The organism is Acidovorax temperans (assembly GCF_028596105.1).
GTDB lineage: Bacteria > Pseudomonadota > Gammaproteobacteria > Burkholderiales > Burkholderiaceae_C > Acidovorax > Acidovorax temperans.
The window spans coordinates 395,543-414,114 of record NZ_CP117193.1 but is presented as its reverse complement, the minus strand read 5'-3'; the positions used below and the strand labels follow the sequence as shown (position 1 = coordinate 414,114).

At 63.1% G+C, this 18,572-nt stretch carries 18 protein-coding genes; 4 read left to right on the top strand and 14 right to left on the bottom strand.

Features of this window, described 5'->3' with window-relative positions; genetic code table 11:
• Positions 1 to 5: 5 nt before the first annotated feature.
• From rplF to PQV96_RS01800, 13 genes are all read right to left on the bottom strand, one after another.
• A complete protein-coding gene (rplF, locus tag PQV96_RS01860) occupies positions 6 to 539 on the bottom strand; it encodes a 50S ribosomal protein L6 (protein WP_044399272.1) in 534 nt (177 codons plus the stop codon).
• 24 nt (positions 540 to 563) lie between these two features.
• Entirely contained in the window at positions 564 to 959 is a 396-nt protein-coding gene (gene rpsH, locus PQV96_RS01855) for a 30S ribosomal protein S8 (protein WP_044399270.1), read from the bottom strand.
• A 20-nt stretch (positions 960 to 979) separates the two neighbouring features.
• Positions 980 to 1,285 (bottom strand): 30S ribosomal protein S14, encoded by a 306-nt coding sequence (gene rpsN / locus PQV96_RS01850; RefSeq protein ID WP_044399267.1) that lies wholly within the window; start codon positions 1,283 to 1,285, stop codon positions 980 to 982.
• Between the two features lie 8 nt (positions 1,286 to 1,293).
• Positions 1,294 to 1,833 carry a 50S ribosomal protein L5 gene (rplE, locus tag PQV96_RS01845; RefSeq protein WP_044399265.1) on the bottom strand — a complete coding sequence of 180 codons (540 nt, stop codon included), beginning with the start codon at positions 1,831 to 1,833 and terminating at the stop codon, positions 1,294 to 1,296.
• Positions 1,834 to 1,842: 9 nt separating this feature from the next.
• Positions 1,843 to 2,163, bottom strand: coding sequence for a 50S ribosomal protein L24 (gene rplX, locus PQV96_RS01840; RefSeq protein ID WP_011793787.1), 321 nt, complete (start codon positions 2,161 to 2,163; stop codon positions 1,843 to 1,845).
• A gap of 9 nt (positions 2,164 to 2,172) precedes the next feature.
• A complete protein-coding gene (gene rplN, locus PQV96_RS01835; protein WP_007861702.1) occupies positions 2,173 to 2,541 on the bottom strand; it encodes a 50S ribosomal protein L14 in 369 nt (122 codons plus the stop codon).
• A 194-nt stretch (positions 2,542 to 2,735) separates the two neighbouring features.
• Positions 2,736 to 4,328: a glycerol-3-phosphate dehydrogenase/oxidase gene (locus PQV96_RS01830; protein ID WP_273624384.1), complete on the bottom strand. Its 1,593-nt coding sequence runs from the start codon at positions 4,326 to 4,328 to the stop codon at positions 2,736 to 2,738.
• Positions 4,329 to 4,526: 198 nt separating this feature from the next.
• Complete coding sequence (locus tag PQV96_RS01825) at positions 4,527 to 6,260, bottom strand: ABC transporter substrate-binding protein (RefSeq protein ID WP_273624382.1); 1,734 nt, start codon at positions 6,258 to 6,260, stop codon at positions 4,527 to 4,529.
• 189 nt (positions 6,261 to 6,449) lie between these two features.
• Complete coding sequence (locus PQV96_RS01820; protein ID WP_044399245.1) at positions 6,450 to 6,758, bottom strand: DUF2160 domain-containing protein; 309 nt, start codon at positions 6,756 to 6,758, stop codon at positions 6,450 to 6,452.
• Positions 6,759 to 6,770: 12 nt separating this feature from the next.
• Positions 6,771 to 7,583: a carbohydrate ABC transporter permease gene (locus PQV96_RS01815; RefSeq protein WP_142083057.1), complete on the bottom strand. Its 813-nt coding sequence runs from the start codon at positions 7,581 to 7,583 to the stop codon at positions 6,771 to 6,773.
• Entirely contained in the window at positions 7,576 to 8,472 is an 897-nt protein-coding gene (locus tag PQV96_RS01810; RefSeq protein WP_207373853.1) for a carbohydrate ABC transporter permease, read from the bottom strand. The genes PQV96_RS01815 and PQV96_RS01810 overlap by 8 nt, the downstream gene beginning before the upstream one ends.
• Positions 8,469 to 9,542, bottom strand: coding sequence for an ABC transporter ATP-binding protein (locus tag PQV96_RS01805; RefSeq protein WP_198847713.1), 1,074 nt, complete (start codon positions 9,540 to 9,542; stop codon positions 8,469 to 8,471). The genes PQV96_RS01810 and PQV96_RS01805 overlap by 4 nt, the downstream gene beginning before the upstream one ends.
• A gap of 3 nt (positions 9,543 to 9,545) precedes the next feature.
• Complete coding sequence (locus tag PQV96_RS01800; RefSeq protein WP_207373852.1) at positions 9,546 to 10,619, bottom strand: ABC transporter ATP-binding protein; 1,074 nt, start codon at positions 10,617 to 10,619, stop codon at positions 9,546 to 9,548.
• Between the two features lie 236 nt (positions 10,620 to 10,855).
• Here PQV96_RS01800 and PQV96_RS01795 point away from each other — a divergent pair, with 236 nt between their 5' ends.
• From PQV96_RS01795 to proC, 3 genes are read left to right on the top strand one after another with little or no spacing between them, the layout of a single operon-like run.
• Positions 10,856 to 11,620: a DeoR/GlpR family DNA-binding transcription regulator gene (locus tag PQV96_RS01795; RefSeq protein ID WP_207373851.1), complete on the top strand. Its 765-nt coding sequence runs from the start codon at positions 10,856 to 10,858 to the stop codon at positions 11,618 to 11,620.
• 19 nt (positions 11,621 to 11,639) lie between these two features.
• A complete protein-coding gene (gene glpK / locus PQV96_RS01790) occupies positions 11,640 to 13,133 on the top strand; it encodes a glycerol kinase GlpK (protein WP_207373850.1) in 1,494 nt (497 codons plus the stop codon).
• A gap of 58 nt (positions 13,134 to 13,191) precedes the next feature.
• Positions 13,192 to 14,028 carry a pyrroline-5-carboxylate reductase gene (proC, locus tag PQV96_RS01785; RefSeq protein ID WP_207373849.1) on the top strand — a complete coding sequence of 279 codons (837 nt, stop codon included), beginning with the start codon at positions 13,192 to 13,194 and terminating at the stop codon, positions 14,026 to 14,028.
• Positions 14,029 to 14,073: 45 nt separating this feature from the next.
• Here proC and ubiA read toward each other — a convergent pair whose 3' ends face one another.
• Positions 14,074 to 14,961: a 4-hydroxybenzoate octaprenyltransferase gene (gene ubiA, locus PQV96_RS01780; RefSeq protein WP_273624379.1), complete on the bottom strand. Its 888-nt coding sequence runs from the start codon at positions 14,959 to 14,961 to the stop codon at positions 14,074 to 14,076.
• A gap of 162 nt (positions 14,962 to 15,123) precedes the next feature.
• Between ubiA and PQV96_RS01775 the strand changes: the two genes are divergently transcribed.
• Positions 15,124 to 18,567: a response regulator gene (locus PQV96_RS01775; protein ID WP_273624378.1), complete on the top strand. Its 3,444-nt coding sequence runs from the start codon at positions 15,124 to 15,126 to the stop codon at positions 18,565 to 18,567.
• Positions 18,568 to 18,572 lie beyond the last annotated feature (5 nt).

Here is an 18,572-nt window from a genome sequence, read left to right as displayed (position 1 = left end):
GCTCCTTATTTCTTCTTGGTCTCTTTGATCGTGATCTTTTCGTCCGCATAGCGGATACCCTTGCCCTTGTAAGGCTCGGGAGGACGAACAGCACGAATCTCAGCAGCAATTTGACCTACGCGCTGACGGTCAGCACCCTTCACAACCACTTCAGTGGGCGTAGGGGTGGCAACGGTGATGCCAGCAGGCATTTCAAAGTTGACGGGATGCGAATAACCAACAGCCAGGTTCAGCTTGGAACCCGATGCTGCAGCCTTGTAACCCACACCAACCAAGCTCAGCTTTTTCTCAAAGCCTTTGCTCACACCAACAACCATGTTGTTGACCAGTTGACGCAGGGTTCCGCTCATGGCATTGGCTTCACGCGAGTCATTCACGGGCTCGAAGCTCAACTTGCCATCATTGCTAGACACCTTGACCAGCACGTTTTGCGCCAGAGACAAGGTACCGCCAGAACCCTTCACAGAGATCTGGTCGTCTTTGATCGACACATCCACGCCAGCGGGGATGGTCACGGGCATTTTTCCTACTCGGGACATTTCAGTTACTCCTCAATGCCGCGGTTAGGCCACGTAGCACAGCACTTCGCCACCGACACCGGTAGCACGTGCTTTGCGATCAGTCATCACGCCCTTGGGAGTCGTGACAATTGCCACACCCAGACCGTTCATGACTTGTGGAATGGAATCACGGCCTTTGTAGACACGCAAACCAGGGCGGCTGACGCGTTCGATGCGCTCAATCACTGGACGGCCTGCGTAGTACTTCAGGGCGATTTCAAGTTCGGACTTGCCAGCTTCAGTTTTTACCTGGAAGCCGTCGATATAACCCTCGTCCTTCAGCACTTGGGCGATGGCAACCTTCACTTTGGAGGAAGGCACCTGAACCGTTGCTTTGGACACCATCTGTGCGTTACGGATGCGGGTCAGCAAGTCAGCGATGGGATCACTCATGCTCATGTTTAATCTCTCCTGCCGGCTTACCAGCTGGCCTTGGTGACACCGGGGATGTCGCCATTGAAAGCCAGTTCACGGATCTTGGCGCGGGCCAGACCGAATTGACGGAACGTACCGCGTGGACGACCGGTGATTTCGCAACGGTTACGCTGACGCGTTGGGTTGGCGTTGCGAGGGAGCTTTTGCAAGCCCAGACGGGCTGCTTCACGCTCTTCGTCGCTGCGCTTGGCATCGCCAGCAATCGCCTTCAGTTCCGCATACTTGGTTGCGTACTTGGCGGCCAGTTTTTCGCGCTTCAGTTCGCGCTGGATCAAAGCTACTTTAGCCATGCTTCGCCTCAGTTCTTGAACGGGAAACGGAAACCTGCCAGAAGCGCCTTGGCTTCTTCGTCGGTCTTGGCCGTTGTGGTAATGCTGATGTTCAGGCCGCGCAGAGCGTCAACCTTGTCATATTCGATTTCAGGGAAAATGATCTGTTCCTTGACACCGATGTTGTAGTTGCCACGACCGTCGAAAGCACGGCCGGAGATACCACGGAAGTCACGAACGCGGGGCAGAGCCACGGTCACGAAACGATCCAGGAATTCGTACATCTGAACGCCACGCAGGGTCACCATGCAGCCGATAGCTTGGCCTTCGCGGATCTTGAAACCAGCGATAGCCTTCTTGGCCTTGGTCACCACAGGCTTCTGACCAGCAATCTTGGTCAGATCAGCCACGGCGTTGTCCATCACCTTCTTGTCCGAAACGGCTTCGCTCACACCCATGTTCAGGGTGATCTTGGTCAGACGTGGGACTTGCATGGGCGAGGTGTAACCGAACTGCTTGGTCAGTTCGGGAGCGACTTTGTCGCGGTAAATGTCTTGCAGTCGTGCCATGTTTACCCCTTAGGCCGCCTTGATTTCAGCGCCGCTGGACTTGAACACGCGAACGCGCGAACCGTCAGCCTGCACCTTGATGCCTACGCGATCAGCCTTGCCTGTAGCCGCATTGAAGATGGCCACGTTGGACTGATGGATTGGCATAGCCTTTTCAACGATGCCGCCAGTTGTGCCCTTCATAGGGTTTGGCTTGACATGCTTCTTGACCAGGTTGATGCCATCGATGACCAGATAAGAGTCATCCTTGCGCAACGACACTGTGCCGCGCTTGCCCTTGTCGCGCCCCGTCAGCACGATGACTTCGTCGCCTTTGCGAATCTTGTTCATAGCGCGTCCTTAGAGAACTTCAGGAGCCAGGGACACGATCTTCATGAACTTTTCGGTACGCAGCTCGCGCGTCACGGGTCCAAAGATGCGGGTGCCGATAGGCTCCAACTTTGCATTCAGCAACACTGCAGCGTTGCCGTCGAATTTGACGAGCGAACCGTCGCCGCGACGAATACCCTTCGCCGTGCGAACCACCACTGCACTGTAAACCTCGCCTTTTTTGACGCGGCCACGTGGAGCGGCTTCCTTGATGCTCACCTTGATGATGTCGCCAACGCTTGCATAGCGACGCTTAGAGCCACCCAGCACCTTAATGCAAAGGACGGACTTAGCGCCGGTATTGTCGGCAACCTCTAACCGAGATTCTGTTTGGATCATTTCAATATTCCCAACTTGCACCAGAAGACAACAGCCCCAGAGAACTTCTCAAGGGCCGCAAATCAGCCAGTCAGTCTTGGGCCCGTCGTCCGCACCGCAAACCATTTGCAGCACTTCCCGCTGGGCAGAAACTCCGCGCTTTGAACGCGAAGCCCACGATTATTGCAAAGTGAAAGCACCTAGTCAAGCGCTTATCACATTTCTGGGCGCAAATATTGTTGCGCCAATGCCAAGAAGGCGGGCAGCTGGGGGTCGATGCCCAACTCTTCTTGGAGGGTGCCTGCGACAGCAGGGGCCATGTCGATGGCTTTGCGCGCATCAAGGAACAGCAGGCGAGAACGGCGAGCGAGCACATCCTCCACCGTTCGTGCGTATTCAAACCGCGCGGCAAAGCGCACCATGGCTTCCGTCAAGCCCCCACCCAATTCCTTGGCGCTACCTGGCAAAGCCGCCACTGTGGCGGCTTCTGCGCCATACAGATGGATGCCAGGGGCGTCGCTGATGCTGTGCTGAACTGCCCCTACAGGTGATCCGACCAGCGGAAGCTGATTGGTAATGCCAGCCGCCTTGGGAGGGAGCACTCCCGTGTCGAAGCACTTTTGCAGCACGTCTTCCGCCATGGCCCGGTAGGTGGTCCATTTGCCGCCCGTCACGGTGACCAGGCCACTGCGGCTGGCCAGCACGGTGTGTTCGCGGCTGATGCTCTTGGTGTTGCCACCGTCTTCATCTTGCGGTTTGACCAACGGGCGCAGGCCCACCCAGATGCTGCGAATGTCTTCCTGCTTGGGCGCGCGCGATAGATACCGCGCAGATTCGTTCAGGATGAACGCCACCTCTTCTTTGAAGGGAAGCGGCTCGCGCACCACGTCCTGGCGCGGGCTGTCGGTGGTGCCCAGAATGACTTTGCCCAGCCAAGGCACGGCAAACAGCACCCGCCCGTCGGCTGTCTTGGGCACCATCAGCGCGTGGTCGGATGGCAAAAATTCCCGATCCACCACGATGTGCACGCCCTGGCTGGGGGCAACCATGGGTTTGACTGGCTTGCCGATGGCTTCGCCATCCATTTGGCGCAGCCCATCCACCCACACGCCAGTGGCATTCACCACGCAGCGGGCCCGCACACTGAAGGAGCGGCCGCTTTCAGCGTCTTCACACTCAAAACCAGTCACGCGCCCACCTTCATGCACCAGCTTCTTGGCGGGGCAGTAATTGACCAGCAGAGCGCCCCGGGTTGCCGCAGTGCGGGCCAAGGCCAAGGCCAGGCGGGCGTCATCAAACTGGCCGTCCCAGTACTTCACCCCACCCTTGAGGCCATCCTGCCGGGCGGTGGGCAGGCACTGGAGGGTGCGTTCACGCCCCAGGAATTGGGTGGACCCCAGGCCGGCCTTGCCTGCAAGGGCGTCATACATCGTGAGGCCGATGCCATAAAACGGAGTCTCCCAACAGCGATAGGAGGGCATCACGAACGCCAGGGGTTGCGCCAGGTGGGGCGCGTTGCTGAGCAGCGTGGTGCGCTCGTGCAGTGCCTCGCGCACCAGGGAGATGTTGCCTTGTGCCAGGTAGCGAACGCCTCCGTGCACCAGCTTGGTGGCGCGCGACGACGTTCCCTTGGCGAAATCATGTGAATCCACCAGCACCACGCTGAACCCTCGCGCGGCAGCGTCCAGCGCCACACCCAGGCCGGTTGCTCCGCCGCCGATCACGGCCAGATCGTAGACATGCGGCTGGGCCAGGCGGTCCAACAAATCGGAGCGCTGGGTGGAGAGGGGTGCAGAAACGTTGGTCATGGGATCCGATTGTCCATGGGATAGGGTATTAAGTAAGGGTTTACCCGTAATTTCTGACCTTGGTGCATGGCCACCAGCTGCCGATCTTCTGGATCGGCAGGGGGCCTGAAGCCAGAGCCTCCTGCGGGGCACCAGGAAAAAACTGCCCACCCCGGGAATGGGTCTGACGGGCCGTGGAACCCGTCAGACCAGCGCTGATTAGCGCACCTTGCCAGCCTTCCAGGCGTCCAGCAGGGTTTGGTACGCGATGGTTTCACCCTTTGGCTTTTCGTTGGCCAGCTTCTTCCAAGGGGCTTGCTTGTCGCTCAGCCACTTGGCGGGGTCTTCCTTCTTGTTCAGCTTGGGCGCGCACTTGGCCATGCCAGCGCGTTCCAGACGGGCCATCACCTGATCCATTTCGTCAGCCAGCGTGTCCATGGCGCCTTGAGGGGTCTTTTCACCCGTCACGGCCTGGGCCACGTTCTTCCACCACAGCTGGGCCAGCTTGGGGTAGTCAGGCACGTTGGTCCCGGTGGGCGACCATGCCACGCGGGCGGGGCTGCGGTAGAACTCGACCAGACCACCCAGCTTGGGGGCTGCGTCGGTCATGGCCTTGCTCTGGATGTCCGATTCGCGGATCGGTGTCAGGCCCACCAGGGTCTTCTTCAGAGAAGTGGTCTTGGCGGTCACGAACTGGGCATAGAGCCAGGCGGCAGCCGTCTTGTTGGCGTCGTGGTCCTTGAAGAAGGTCCAGCTGCCCACGTCCTGGTAGCCGTTTTGCATGCCTTGCTTCCAGTAAGGGCCATTGGGGCCGGGGGCCATGCGCCACTTGGGTGTGCCGTCGGCGTTCACCACGGGCAGGCCAGGCTTGGTCATGTCGGCCGTGAAGGCGGTGTACCAGAAGATTTGCTGGGCGATCTGGCCTTGCGCGGGCACAGGGCCGGCTTCGCCGAAGGTCATGCCCATGGCTTCCTTGGGAGCGTACTTCTTCATCCAGTCCACGTACTTGGTGAGCGCGTAGACAGCGGCGGGCGAGTTGGTCGCACCGCCACGGGCCACGCTGGCGCCCACAGGGGTGCACTTGTCGTCAGCCACGCGAATGCCCCACTCATCGATGGGCAGACCGTTGGGCGTGCCGATGTCGGCGGAACCAGCCATGGACAGCCATGCATCGGTGAAGCGCCAGCCCAGCGATGGGTCTTTCTTGCCGTAGTCCATGTGGCCGTAGATGGCCTTGCCGTCGATCTGCTTGACGTCGTTGGTGAAGAACTCGGCGATGTCTTCGTAGGCGGACCAGTTCAGTGGCACACCCAGGTCGTAGCCATACTTGGCCTTGAACTTGTCCTTCAGGTCCTTGCGCTCAAACAGGTCGGCGCGGAACCAGTACAGGTTGGCGAACTGCTGGTCAGGCAGCTGGTACAGCTTGCCATCGGGCGCCGTGGTGAACTTGGTGCCGATGTAGTCCTTGAGGTCGATGCCGGGGTTGGTCCATTCCTTGCCCGCGCCGCTCATGTAGTCGGTCAGGTTCAGGATCTTGCCGTAGCGGTAGTGGGTGCCGATCAGGTCGGAGTCAGAAATCCAGCCGTCATAGATGGACTTGCCAGACTGCATGGAGGTTTGCAGCTTCTCGACCACGTCGCCTTCCTGGATGAGGTCGTGCTTGACGGTGATGCCGGTGATCTCGGAGAACGCCTTGGCCAGCGTCTTGGATTCGTACTCGTGGGTGGTGATGGTCTCGGAAACCACCGAGATTTCCTTCACACCCTTGGCCTGCAGCTTCTTGGCGGCTTCGATGAACCACTTCATCTCGGCCATCTGCTGGTCTTTGCTCAGCGTGGATGGCTGAAACTCACTGTCGATCCACTTCTTGGCCTCTGCCTCGCCGGCCCAGGCGGCGTGACCCAAAACCAGGGTCGCGGCGGCGAACGCAATCGCCTTGAACTGCACCTTCATTGCTGTCTCCTCAGATGGAACCCCCTTGGGTAGAACAACACCGGCCCCGGGGGGAATCAGGCCGGCGCTTGGCACACCGTCAAAAACGATAGCTGCCTGCGCTTGATTTCAAAGGGTTTAAAACACTTTTAATGCTCAAACCCTTGATTAAAAAGCGCAGCAAGCTCACATTTCAATAGCAAACATCCGTCAACCCTTGCGCAGAATCAGCCCCAGCAACGCCATCGACAAGACGAAGCTGATCCACACCGAAGGCTCGTTCTCAAGGCTGAGCCACTGCGCCATGCGGCCACTCAGGCCCACAAAAATCAGGTTCACATAAGCGGCCGACAACAGGCCGATGAAAAGGCGATCCCCCCGCGTCGTGGCAATGGGCAAAAAGCCCTTGCGCAGGGTGGTGGGCGACTTGATTTCCCACACCGTCATGCCGATGAGCATGAGCACGATGCAGGTGAAGAACACGGCCACGGGCGTGGTCCAGGCCATCCAGTCAAACATTTGCCAATCTCCTCAGACACGGCCCATCGCGAAACCCTTCGCGATGTAGTGGCGCACAAACCAGATCACGATGGCACCGGGCACGATGGTTAGCACCCCGGCGGCGGCCAGCGTCGCCCAGTCCATGCCGCTGGCGCTCACCGTGCGCGTCATCGTGGCGACGATGGGCTTGGCGTTCACGCTGGTCAGCGTGCGGGCCAGCAGCAGCTCCACCCAGCTGAACATGAAGCAGAAGAACGCCGCCACCCCCACACCCGCCTTGATGAGCGGCAGGAAGATGGTGAGGAAGAAGCGCGGAAAGCTGTAGCCGTCGATGTACGCCGTCTCGTCAATCTCGCGCGGGATGCCGCTCATGAAACCTTCCAGAATCCACACGGCCAGCGGCACGCTGAACAGCAAGTGCGCCAGCGCGACGGCGATGTGCGTGTCCATCAGCCCCACGGTGGTATAGAGCTGGAAGAACGGCAGCAGGAACACGGCGGGCGGCGTCATGCGGTTGGTCAGTAGCCAGAAGAACACATGCTTGTCACCCAGAAAGCTGTAGCGCGAGAACGCATAGGCTGCGGGCAGGGCCACGGTGAGCGTGATCACCATGTTGATGCTCACGTAAATCAGGCTGTTGATGTAGCCCGAGTACCAGCTCTCATCAGTGAAGATGGTCTTGTAGTTGGCCCAGGTGAAGTGCTGCGGGAAGAACGTGAAGGTCGAGAGGATCTCCTCGTTCGTCTTGAAGCTCATGTTCACCATCCAGTAGATGGGCAACACGGCAAACAGCAGGTACGCGAACAGGAACAGCGTCCGCTTCTGGAAGCGTTTTTCATGCATGGCCAGCCCCTTCGTCGCTGACGGTGCCCACGCGCTGCATCCAGTTGTAGAGGATGAAGCACAGCAGCAGGATGATGAAGAAATAGATCAGCGAGAACGCCGCCGCAGGCCCCAGGTCAAACTGGCCCACGGCCTTGGTCGTGAGGTATTGGCTGAGGAATGTGGTCGCATTGCCCGGCCCGCCACCCGTCAGCACAAAGGGCTCGGTGTAGATCATGAAGCTGTCCATGAAGCGCAGCAGCACGGCAATCATCAGCACGCCACGCATCTTGGGCAGCTGGATGTAGCGGAACACCGCGAACTTGCTGGCACCGTCAATGCGCGCAGCCTGGTAGTACGCATCCGGAATGGAGCGCAGCCCGGCAAACGCCAGCAGCGCCACTAGCGGTGTCCAGTGCCACACATCCATCAGCAGCACCGTGAGCCACGCCTGCGTGGCGTTGCCGGTGTAGCTGTAGTCAATGCCCATCTCCTGCAGCAGGCGGCCCATCAGGCCGATGTCGGCACGGCCATAGATCTGCCAGATGGTGCCCACCACGTTCCAGGGAATCAGCAGTGACAGTGCCACCACCACCAGCACGGCGGACGACTTCCAGCCTTGCGCGGGCATGGACAGTGCCAGCAAAATGCCCAGCGGAATCTCCACCGCCAGCACCGCCAGCGAGAAGGTGATCTGCCGCAAGAGCGCAGCGTGTAGCTCCTCGTCGCGCATGATCTGCACGAACCATTCAGTGCCCACAAACACGCGGCGCTCAGGGCTGATGATGTCCTGCACCGAATAGTTCACCACCGTCATCAAGGGCAGGATGGCCGAGAAGGCCACGCAGATGATGACGGGCAGGATCAGGAACCAGGCTTTCTGGTTGACGGGTTTGGTCGTTGTACTCATGCCAACAACTCCTCGTTTTGATAGAAGCAGGTGTGCTCACCCAGCACCTGCAGCCAGATGCTGTCGCCCACCGCGGGCAAGGCCACCTCGGGGGCCACGCGGGCCTTGATGGTGTGATCGCCCACCTGGGCGGTGAGCATCTGGTAGGTGCCAATGTCCTGCACCTGTGCCACGCGGCACTGCAGTGCGCCTGCGGCTTGCGGGGCAGACAGCGCCAGATATTCAGGCCGCACGCCTACCTGCAAAGCGCCTGCGGGCAGGCTGCGGGCGGGCAATGCCATGCGCTGACCAGCCACCTGCAGCGTGGCGCCATCCACCACGGCGGGCAGGAAGTTCATGCCGGGCGAGCCAATGAAGTGGCCCACAAAGGTGTGCGCGGGCTTTTCAAACAGCGCATCGGGCGTGCCCAGCTGCATCACACGGCCACGGCTCATCACCACCACCTTGTCGGCAAAGGTCAGCGCTTCCACCTGGTCGTGCGTCACGTAGATCAGCGTGAGCTTGAGCTCATGGTGAATCTGCTTGAGCTTGCGGCGCAATTGCCACTTGAGGTGCGGGTCGATCACGGTGAGCGGCTCGTCAAACAGCACCGCCGCCACATCCGAGCGCACCAGGCCACGGCCCAACGAGATCTTCTGCTTCTGGTCGGCCGACAGGCCCGCCGCACGCATGTCGAGCTGGTGGCTCATCTCCAGCATTTCGGCAATCTGGCCCACGCGCTGCTTGATCTGCGCCTCGGGCACCTTGCGGTTCTTCAGCGGGAAGGCCAGATTCTCGGCCACCGTCATGGTGTCGTAAATGACCGGGAACTGGAACACCTGGGCAATGTTGCGGTCTTGCGGCGTGGCGCGCGTCACATCGCGGCCATCGAACAGCACCTTGCCGTGCGAAGGCACCAGCAGGCCCGACATGATGTTGAGCATGGTGGTCTTGCCGCAGCCCGAGGGGCCGAGCAGCGCGTAGGCGCCACCGTCTTCAAAGTCCATCTTGAGCGGCAGCAGCGCGTAGTCGCTGTCCTGCTGCGGGTTGGGCCGGTAGGAATGGGCCAGATCCAGCTGGATATGTGCCATGGTTCAGCGTCCTCCCGCGCGCTGGGGGGCCAGCACCAGGGCCTCGTCCGCACCGAACACATAGGCCTGGGCCGGGTTCAGGTGCAGGCGAACCTGTGCGCCCAGTTCAAAGTAATGCACGCCGGTGAGCTGGGCCACCAGCTCGCCCCAGGGCGTGTCCACGTGCACAAAGGTGTCAGAGCCCGAAATCTCGGCCAGCTCCACCACGCCCTGCACTTCCACATCGCCCGGACGGGCCTGCACGCGCAGCGCACTGGCGCGCACGCCCACGGTGAGCGAAGCGCTGGCCGTGGGGGGCAAAGGCAGTGGCAGCACCGTGCCGTCGCTCAGCCGCACACCACCGTCCTGGCGGGTGGCGGTCATCAGGTTCATCGGCGGGTCGCTGAAGGCACGCGCCACGCTCAGTGAATTGGGCGCGTGGAACACCTCGGCCGTGGGGCCGTATTGCAGCAGGCGGCCTTCGTGCATCACAGCGGTGTAGCCGCCCAGGAGCAGGGCCTCGCCCGGCTCGGTGGTGGCGTAAACCACGGTGGATTGCCCGGCGGCAAACAGCTGGGTCAGCTCCTCGCGCAGTTCCTCGCGCAGCTTGTAGTCCAGGTTCACCAGGGGTTCGTCCAGCAGCATCAGCGGCGCGCCCTTGGCCAGCGCACGGGCCAATGCCACGCGCTGCTGCTGGCCGCCCGACAGCTCGGCGGGCAGGCGGTCCAGAAACATCTCGATGTGCAGGCGGCTGGCCAGCTCGCGCACGCGGGCGTCGATATTCTTCTCGCCGCGCAGCCTCAGCGGCGAGGCGATGTTGTCAAACACCTTCATCGAGGGGTAATTGATGAACTGCTGGTACACCATGGCCACATTGCGGTCGCGCACGGGGGTGCCCGTCACGTCCTTGCCATCCACCAGCACGCGCCCGTGGGTGGGCACATCCAGCCCCGCCATGATGCGCATCAGGCTCGTCTTGCCCGCCTGGGTCGCGCCCAGCAACACCGTCACGGCATTGCCTTGGAGCGCCAGGCTCATGTCATAGAGCCAGGTTTGCGCCCCGACTTTCTTGCTGATGCTGTCCAACGCCAGCTGCATGAAGCATCCTCTTCCGGCCCTGAGGCCTGTGTGAAAGGGCAGCGCGCAAAGGCGACTTGCCCACAACTTTCGAACTTTTTCATTTTTATTCCTTTTTGTTCGATCCGAATCAAGGTTTACCCTTAATCAATTCGTTTTTGTTCGATTTACAGTCCTCATCGCACCATCAGCGCGCCAAAGCGAATATTTCAGATTCGTTGCGATTTGGTGACAAACCTCGTGCAGAACACACCACCGTGAACACCAATCCCCGCCAACTCCAACTGCTTGAAGAAGTGCGCACGCGCAAATCCGCCACGGTGGAACAGCTCGCCGAGACCTTGGGCGTCACCCTGCAGACCGTGCGCCGCGATGTGCAGCGCCTGGCGGAATCGGGCCTGCTCACCCGCTTTCATGGCGGCGTGCGCGTGCCCAGCTCCACCGTGGAGAACCTGGCCCACACCCAGCGAGAAACCCTGCACGCCGAGGGCAAAGCCCGCATCGCCCGCGCCGTGGCCGAACAGGTGCCGCACAACTGCTCGCTGATCCTGAACATCGGCACCACCACCGAGGCCATTGCCAAGGCGCTGCTGGACCACCGGGGCCTGCGCGTCATCACCAACAACCTGAACGTGGCCGCCATCCTGAGCAGCAACCCCGAGTGCGAGGTCATCGTCGCTGGCGGCGTGGTGCGCGCGCGCGACCGGGGCATCGTGGGCGAGGCGGCGGTGGATTTCATCCGCCAGTTCAAGGTGGACATCGCGCTCATCGGCATCTCGGGCATCGAGCCTGACGGCTCGCTGCGCGACTTTGACTACCGCGAGGTGAAGGTGGCGCAGACCATCATCGAACAGGCCCGCGAGGTCTGGCTGGCGGCCGACCACAGCAAGTTCAACCGCCCGGCCATGGTGCAATTGGCGACGCTCAATCAGATCGGCCGGCTGTTTACGGATGCACCACCGCCTGAACCTTTTCCCACTTTATTGCAAGACGCCGGTGTCATCTGCACCGTAGCTGCTTGAACCCTGAATTCTTTTCACCATGACCTACCTGCTCGCACTCGACCAAGGCACCTCCAGCTCCCGCAGCATCGTGTTCGATGAACGCGGCCACATCGTGGCGCAGGCGCAGCTCGAGTTACCCCAGATCTACCCCCAGCCCGGCTGGGTGGAGCACGACCCGCTGGAGATCTGGCGCACCCAGCTCGCCACCGCACGCGATGCGCTGGCCAAAGCGGGCATTGCGGCCCGCGACATCCGTGCCGTCGGCATCACCAACCAGCGCGAAACCACGGTGCTGTGGAACCGCCAAACCGGCCAGCCCGTGCACCACGCCATCGTGTGGCAAGACCGCCGCGCCGAACCCGCCTGCGCCCAACTGCGTGAACAGGGCCACGCCGCCACCATCCAGGCCAAAACAGGCCTGCTGGTAGACGCTTACTTCTCCGGCACCAAGCTGCAGTGGATGCTGGACCACGTGCCCGGTGCCCGCGAAGCGGCTGAGCGCGGCGAGCTGGCCTTTGGCACAGTAGACAGCTGGCTGATGTGGAAGCTGACCCACGGCCAGGTGCATGTGACAGACGTGAGCAATGCCGCGCGCACCATGCTGTTCAATGTGCATACCAACCAGTGGGACGACGAGCTGCTGGCGCTGCTGCGCATCCCCAAGGCGCTGCTGCCCGAGGTGCTGCCATCCGCCGCCCACTTTGGCGACACGGCAGCCGACTTGCTGGGCCATTCCATCCGCATTGGCGGCGTGGCGGGCGACCAGCAAAGCGCGCTGTTCGGCCAGGCCTGCTTCACCGCCGGCATGGCCAAGAACACGTACGGCACCGGCTGCTTCATGCTCATGCACACGGGCAGCACCTTCCAGACCAGCCAGAACGGCCTGCTCACCACCAGCGCGGCGCAGGCCTCCCAGCAGCCCGAGTTCGCCATGGAAGGCAGCGTGTTTGTGGGCGGTGCGGTGGTGCAGTGGCTGCGCGACGGCCTGCGCGCCATCACCAACAGCAGCGAAGTCGAATCGCTGGCGCAAAGCGTTCCTGATTCGGGCGGCGTGATGATGGTGCCCGCCTTCACCGGCCTGGGCGCGCCCTACTGGAAGCCCGACGCACGCGGCACCATCACCGGCCTGACACGCGGCACCACCATTGCCCACATTGCCCGCGCCGCACTCGAAAGCATTGCCTACCAAAGCGCCGCGCTGCTGCTGGCCATGAGCCGCGACGCCGTGGCCGCCGGTGGCGCCCCGGTGAGCGAGCTGCGCGTGGACGGCGGCGCGTGCGTGAATGATTTGCTGATGCAGTTCCAGGCCGACCTGCTGGGCATCCCGGTGGTGCGCCCGGCGGTCATCGAGACCACGGCGCTGGGCGCGGCCTACCTGGCAGGCCTGTCGAGCGGCGTGTACGCCAGCACCGACGAACTCTCGCACCTCTGGCGCGCCGACCGGCGCTTTGTGCCCACCCTCAGCAACGGCCGCGCGCAGGAGCTGATGGCAAACTGGGAACATGCCGTGCGGCAGACCACCGCAGAGTGAACTCAAAGCGCAGCGGCGCTACCATCGTGGCCCCTGTTGTTGCCATCTTGCACATCCCATGAGCCAAACCGCCGCATCTCCATCCCTCCCCACCATCGCCTTCATCGGCGGCGGCAACATGGCCAGCGCCATCATTGGCGGGCTGATCCACCAGGGGCTGCCTGCCAGCCAGATCGAGGTGGTGGAACCCTGGGCCGAGGCGCGCGAAGCGCTGCGCAAGAACTACGGCATTGAGGCGCAGGCCGAGGCGGGCCCCGCCCTGCAGCGCGCAGGCATCGTGGTCTGGGCCGTCAAGCCCCAAACCTTCAAGGACGCCGCCGCCCAAGCCCAGGCGCATACGCAGCAAGCGCTGCACCTGAGCGTGGCCGCAGGCATCCGCTCCAGCAGCATCGCGCAGTGGCTTGCCTCCGAGCGCGTGGTGCGCACCATGCCCAACACGCCCGCCCTGGTGGGCAAGGGCATGAGCGCGCTGTACGCCCGTCCCGCCGTCACGGCAGCGGAACGCCAGAGCGTGGAAGCCATCATGGCGTCCACCGGTGAGTTCCTTTGGGTGGAGAGCGAAAAGCAACTCGACGCCGTCACGGCCCTTTCTGGCTCTGGCCCAGCGTACGTTTTCTACTTCCTCGAAGCCATGACCCGCGCAGGCGTCGGCATGGGGCTGAGCGAACAGCAGGCGCACCAGCTGGCCGTGGGCACGTTCGTGGGCGCGTCGGAACTGGCCCGCCGATCAGACGAACCCCCGGCCGTGCTGCGCCAGCGTGTCACATCCAAGGGCGGCACCACTTATGCCGCGCTGCAGTCGATGGAGGCTGATGGCGTGGGGGCCGCGTTCGAGCGGGCCATGCAGGCCGCATGCCAGCGCGCCGATGAATTGGGCAATGAATTTGGCGCTTGAAGCTTTTTTGGGCTCTAGCGCTTGTCCAATAAGCGCTGGCAGCTATCAATTAGAGAGCAAGAACCGCAACAGGTAGCTGCCTGCAATGCCCGCAAACACCGTGGCGCCCAGCCAGTGGTTGATGCGGAAGGCCTTGAAGCAGCCTTCGCGGGTGCGGGTGCGGATCAGCGTGAAGTGCCACACGGCCTGGGCCAACGCCACCGCAAGCGCTACATAAAAAATAGCACCCAGGGCATATGGTTGTAGCGCTACCGCCCAAATTCCCAAGAAAAGCAGATAGAACACCACGATGGCGGCCACATCCAGCCGCCCCAGGGTGATGGCCGAGGTCTTGATGCCGATCTTCAGGTCATCATCGCGGTCCACCATGGCGTATTCGGTGTCGTAGGCCAACACCCAGAACAGGTTGCCCAGCCACATCCACCACGCCACCGCGGGCACGCTGCCCTGCACCGCGGCAAACGCGATCACGATGCCGAAGTTGAACGCAATGCCCAGCACCGCCTGCGGCATGGCAATGATGCGCTTGGTGAACGGGTAGGCAATGGCAACCAGCACGGCAGGCACAGACCACAGGACGGCCGCCATGTTGGTGGTGAGCACCAGCCCGAACGACACGATGGCCAGCGCCGCCCCCAGGCCCAGCGCCTCTTTGACGGACACCTGCCCGGTGGTGACCGGCCGCTGCGCGGTGCGTTTGACGTGCTTGTCAAAGTCGCGGTCGGCCACGTCGTTCACGCAGCAGCCCGCGCTGCGCATAAGGATGGTGCCCAGCACAAACACGATGAGCAGGTGCCAGCCCGGAAAACCGTCAGCCGCAATCCACAGGGCACTCAGCGTGGGCCACAGGCACACCAGCCAGCCCGCGGGGCGATCCCAGCGGATGAGGTCGAGGTACAGGCCAAAGCGGCTGCGGGGGGAGACGGCGGACATGGCGGGCAACGGCTGGAACAACAAGGAGGGGCTGCCCAGTCCACACACGCGGGCAGGGCGCACCGAATGTAGCAGCAATGCCGTGGCGCGGGCCTCCTGCCCCGGCGCCCGTCCAAACCCGGTAAAGTGCGCCTTTCCCCCGTACACCACCCACCGCACCGCATGACCCGCACCCCGAGCCCCCAGGCGGCCACCCGCTTCGCCATCCCCCGCACGCTGATGGCGGGCTTCATCCTGGCCGCCGTGGCCACACTGGTGATCGGGCTCGTCAATTTCCGGTCGGCCGAAACCCGCACTGAGGCCGTTCGGGCCATGGATCGCACCACCCTGGCCATGCGCCAGCTCAATCTGTTTACGCAGGCCATCAAGGATGCGGAAACGGGCCAGCGCGGCTACCTGCTGACGAGCGATCTCTCGTACCTCAAGCCCTTTGACGCGGCCGTGACCTCGCTGCACAAGCACCTGACGGACCTCAAGGCCAGCGCGGCGGACTACCCAGCGCACCTCCAGCTGGTCGAGCAGCTCGAAGCCCTCACGCAGCAGAAGCTGCGCGAGCTCACCGAAACCATTGCCCTGCGCAAGGCCGGTGACGGCGTGGGCGCGATGGCGCTGGTGCAAAGCGGTGCGGGCCAGCAGATCATGGACCAGCTGCGCGAGGTGGCGGAGAGCCTGCGCACGCAGCAGAACCTGCAGCTGGAGACCCGCCGCGAGCAGTGGGTGGCCGCAGCCACCAACTCCAACCTTTATTCCGGCGCCGGTTCGCTGGTTCTGCTGGTGCTGATCTGCATTTCGGCCGGCGTGACGGCGCGGGAGTACCGGGCCAAGTCCATGCAGTCGTGGATTTCGACGGGCCTGACGGGCCTGGGTCAGCGCATCCAGGGCGGCCACCGGCTCGAAGAAATCGGACAGATCGCGCTGGAGTACCTGGCAGGCTACCTGCGCGCCCAGGTCGGGGCCGGGTACGTGGTGCAGGACGGCGCGGGCTTCGCATTGTTCGGCGGCTACGCGCTGCCGCGGGAGCGGCTGGCCGAGACCCTGCTTGTGGGCGAAGGGCTGGTCGGCCAGGCCGCCCGGTCGCGCGAGCTGATGCATGTGCGCGATGTGCCCGCGGGCTACCTGCCGGTGTCGTCCGCCACGGGGCAGGCCAGCGCCGCCGAGCTGCTGGTCGCGCCCGCCGTGGAGCATGGGCAGGTGTATGCCGTCATCGAACTCGGCTTCAACCGCCCGGTGACCGAGACCGAGCGGACGCTGATGGAGCGCGCCTCGGAACTGCTGGCGGTGGCCATCCGCTCCGGCATCGACCGCAACCGCCTGCAAAACCTGCTGGAGGAGACGCAACGCCAGTCCGAAGAGCTGCAGACCCAGCAAGAAGAACTGCGTGTGAGCAACGAAGAGCTGGAGCAGCAAAGCCGCATCCTGCAAGAGTCGCAGGCCCAGATGGAGGTGCAGCAGACCGAGCTGGAGCAGACCAACGCCCACCTGGAGGCGCAGACCCAGCAGCTGGAATACCAGCGCGAGCAATTGCTGCGCGCCCAAAGCGCCATGACGGACAAGGCCCGCGAGCTGGAGCTTGCCAGCCAGTACAAGAGCGAGTTTCTGGCCAACATGAGCCACGAGCTGCGCACGCCGCTCAACTCCACCCTGATCCTGGCCAAGCTGTTGGCAGACAACAAACCGGGCAACCTGAGCCCCGACCAGGTGAAGTACGCGCAGACCATCTACGCAGCGGGCAACGACCTGCTGGCCCTGATCAACGACATCCTCGACCTGTCCAAGATCGAGGCCGGCCAGGCCACCGTGTCGGTGGAAACGGTGACGCTGTCCAAGGCCCTGCAAACCCTCATCGACCCGCTGCGCCCGCTGGCACAAGAGAAGGGCCTGACGCTGATTGCCACCGTCGCACCCGACGCTCCGGCCACGCTGGACACTGACCCGCAGCGCCTGGGGCAGGTACTGAAGAACCTGCTGTCCAACGCGCTCAAGTTCACAGAAAAGGGCTCGGTGGCGCTGCATGTGTCGCGCAACCCGGACGACACCCTGTCGTTCGCGGTGAAGGACACCGGCATCGGCATTCCGGCGCACCAGCAGGAACTGATCTTCGAAGCCTTCCGCCAGGCCGATGGCAGCACCCACCGCAAATACGGCGGCACGGGCCTGGGCCTGTCGATCTCGCGCGATCTGGCGCAGCTGCTGGGCGGGTCGATCCATGTGCAGAGCACACCGGGCGAGGGCAGCGTCTTCACCCTGGTGCTGCCACAGAAGCTGGTGCCCCCATCGCCGGAAGCAGAACCCGCAGTGCCGCTGGCGGCACCTGCTCCAGCCCGCGCGGCGGCACCGGTCGTCGCACCGGCTCCTTCGGCCCCGGCATTGCCACCCGTGGCGGCCCCAGTTGCTCCCGCAGCCCCGCGCCGTGCGGGCGCGCGCAGCATCCTGGTGATCGAAGACGACGTGCGCTTTGCGCAGATCCTGAGCGATCTGGCGCGGGAGATGGACTTCGACTGCCATCTGGCCCACAACGCGGCCGACGGCCTGGCCTACGCAATGCACAGCCTGCCCAGCGCCATCGTGCTGGACGTGAACCTGCCCGACTTCTCGGGCCTGGGCGTGCTCGACCAGCTCAAGCGCAACCCGGCCACACGCCACATTCCGGTGCACGTGGTTTCGGTGGCCGATTACTCGCAAGAAGCCCTGGGCCGGGGCGCCGTGGGCTATGCCCTCAAGCCCGTCAAGCGCGACGAACTGGTGCATGCCCTGCAACGGCTTGAAGCCAAGTTCACCCAAAACCTGCGACGCGTTCTGGTGGTGGAAGACGACGAGCGCCAGCGCGAGAGCGTGCGCCATCTGCTCACCAACGACGACGTGGAGATTGTGGGCGCCGGCACGGCGGCCGAGGCGCTGGAGTACCTGCGCAACTCGACGTTTGACTGCATGGTGATGGACCTGAACCTGCCCGACCTGAGCGGCTACGAACTGCTGCAGCAGATGACCGAGCAGGACGGCGTCTCCTTCCCGCCCGTCATCGTGTACACAGGCCGCGCCCTGTCGCGCGACGAGGAGCAGCAGCTGCGCCGGTTCTCCAAGTCCATCATCATCAAGGACGCCCGCTCCCCCGAGCGGCTGCTGGACGAGGTCACGCTGTTCCTGCACCAGGTGGAGTCGGAGCTGTCGGCCGAGCACCGGCAGATGCTGCAGGTGGCCCGCAACCGCGAAACCGCCCTGGAAGGCCGCAATGTGCTGGTGGTGGAAGACGATGTGCGCAACGTGTTTGCGCTCTCCAGCATCCTGGAGCCCACCGGCATCCGCGTGGAGATTGCGCGCAACGGCCTGGAGGCCCTGCAGGCGCTGGAGCGCGCCGGCAGCGGCGGCCAGCCCGCCATCGACCTCGTGCTGATGGACATCATGATGCCGGAGATGGACGGCTACACCGCGATGCGCGAGATCCGCAACCGCCCCGAGTGGCGCCGCCTGCCCATCATCGCGCTGACCGCCAAGGCCATGAAGGACGACCAGGAAAAATGCCTGGCCGCCGGGGCCAACGACTACATCGCCAAGCCGCTCGACGTGGAGAAGCTGCTGTCCCTCGTGCGGGTGTGGATGCCCAAGTAGGCCCC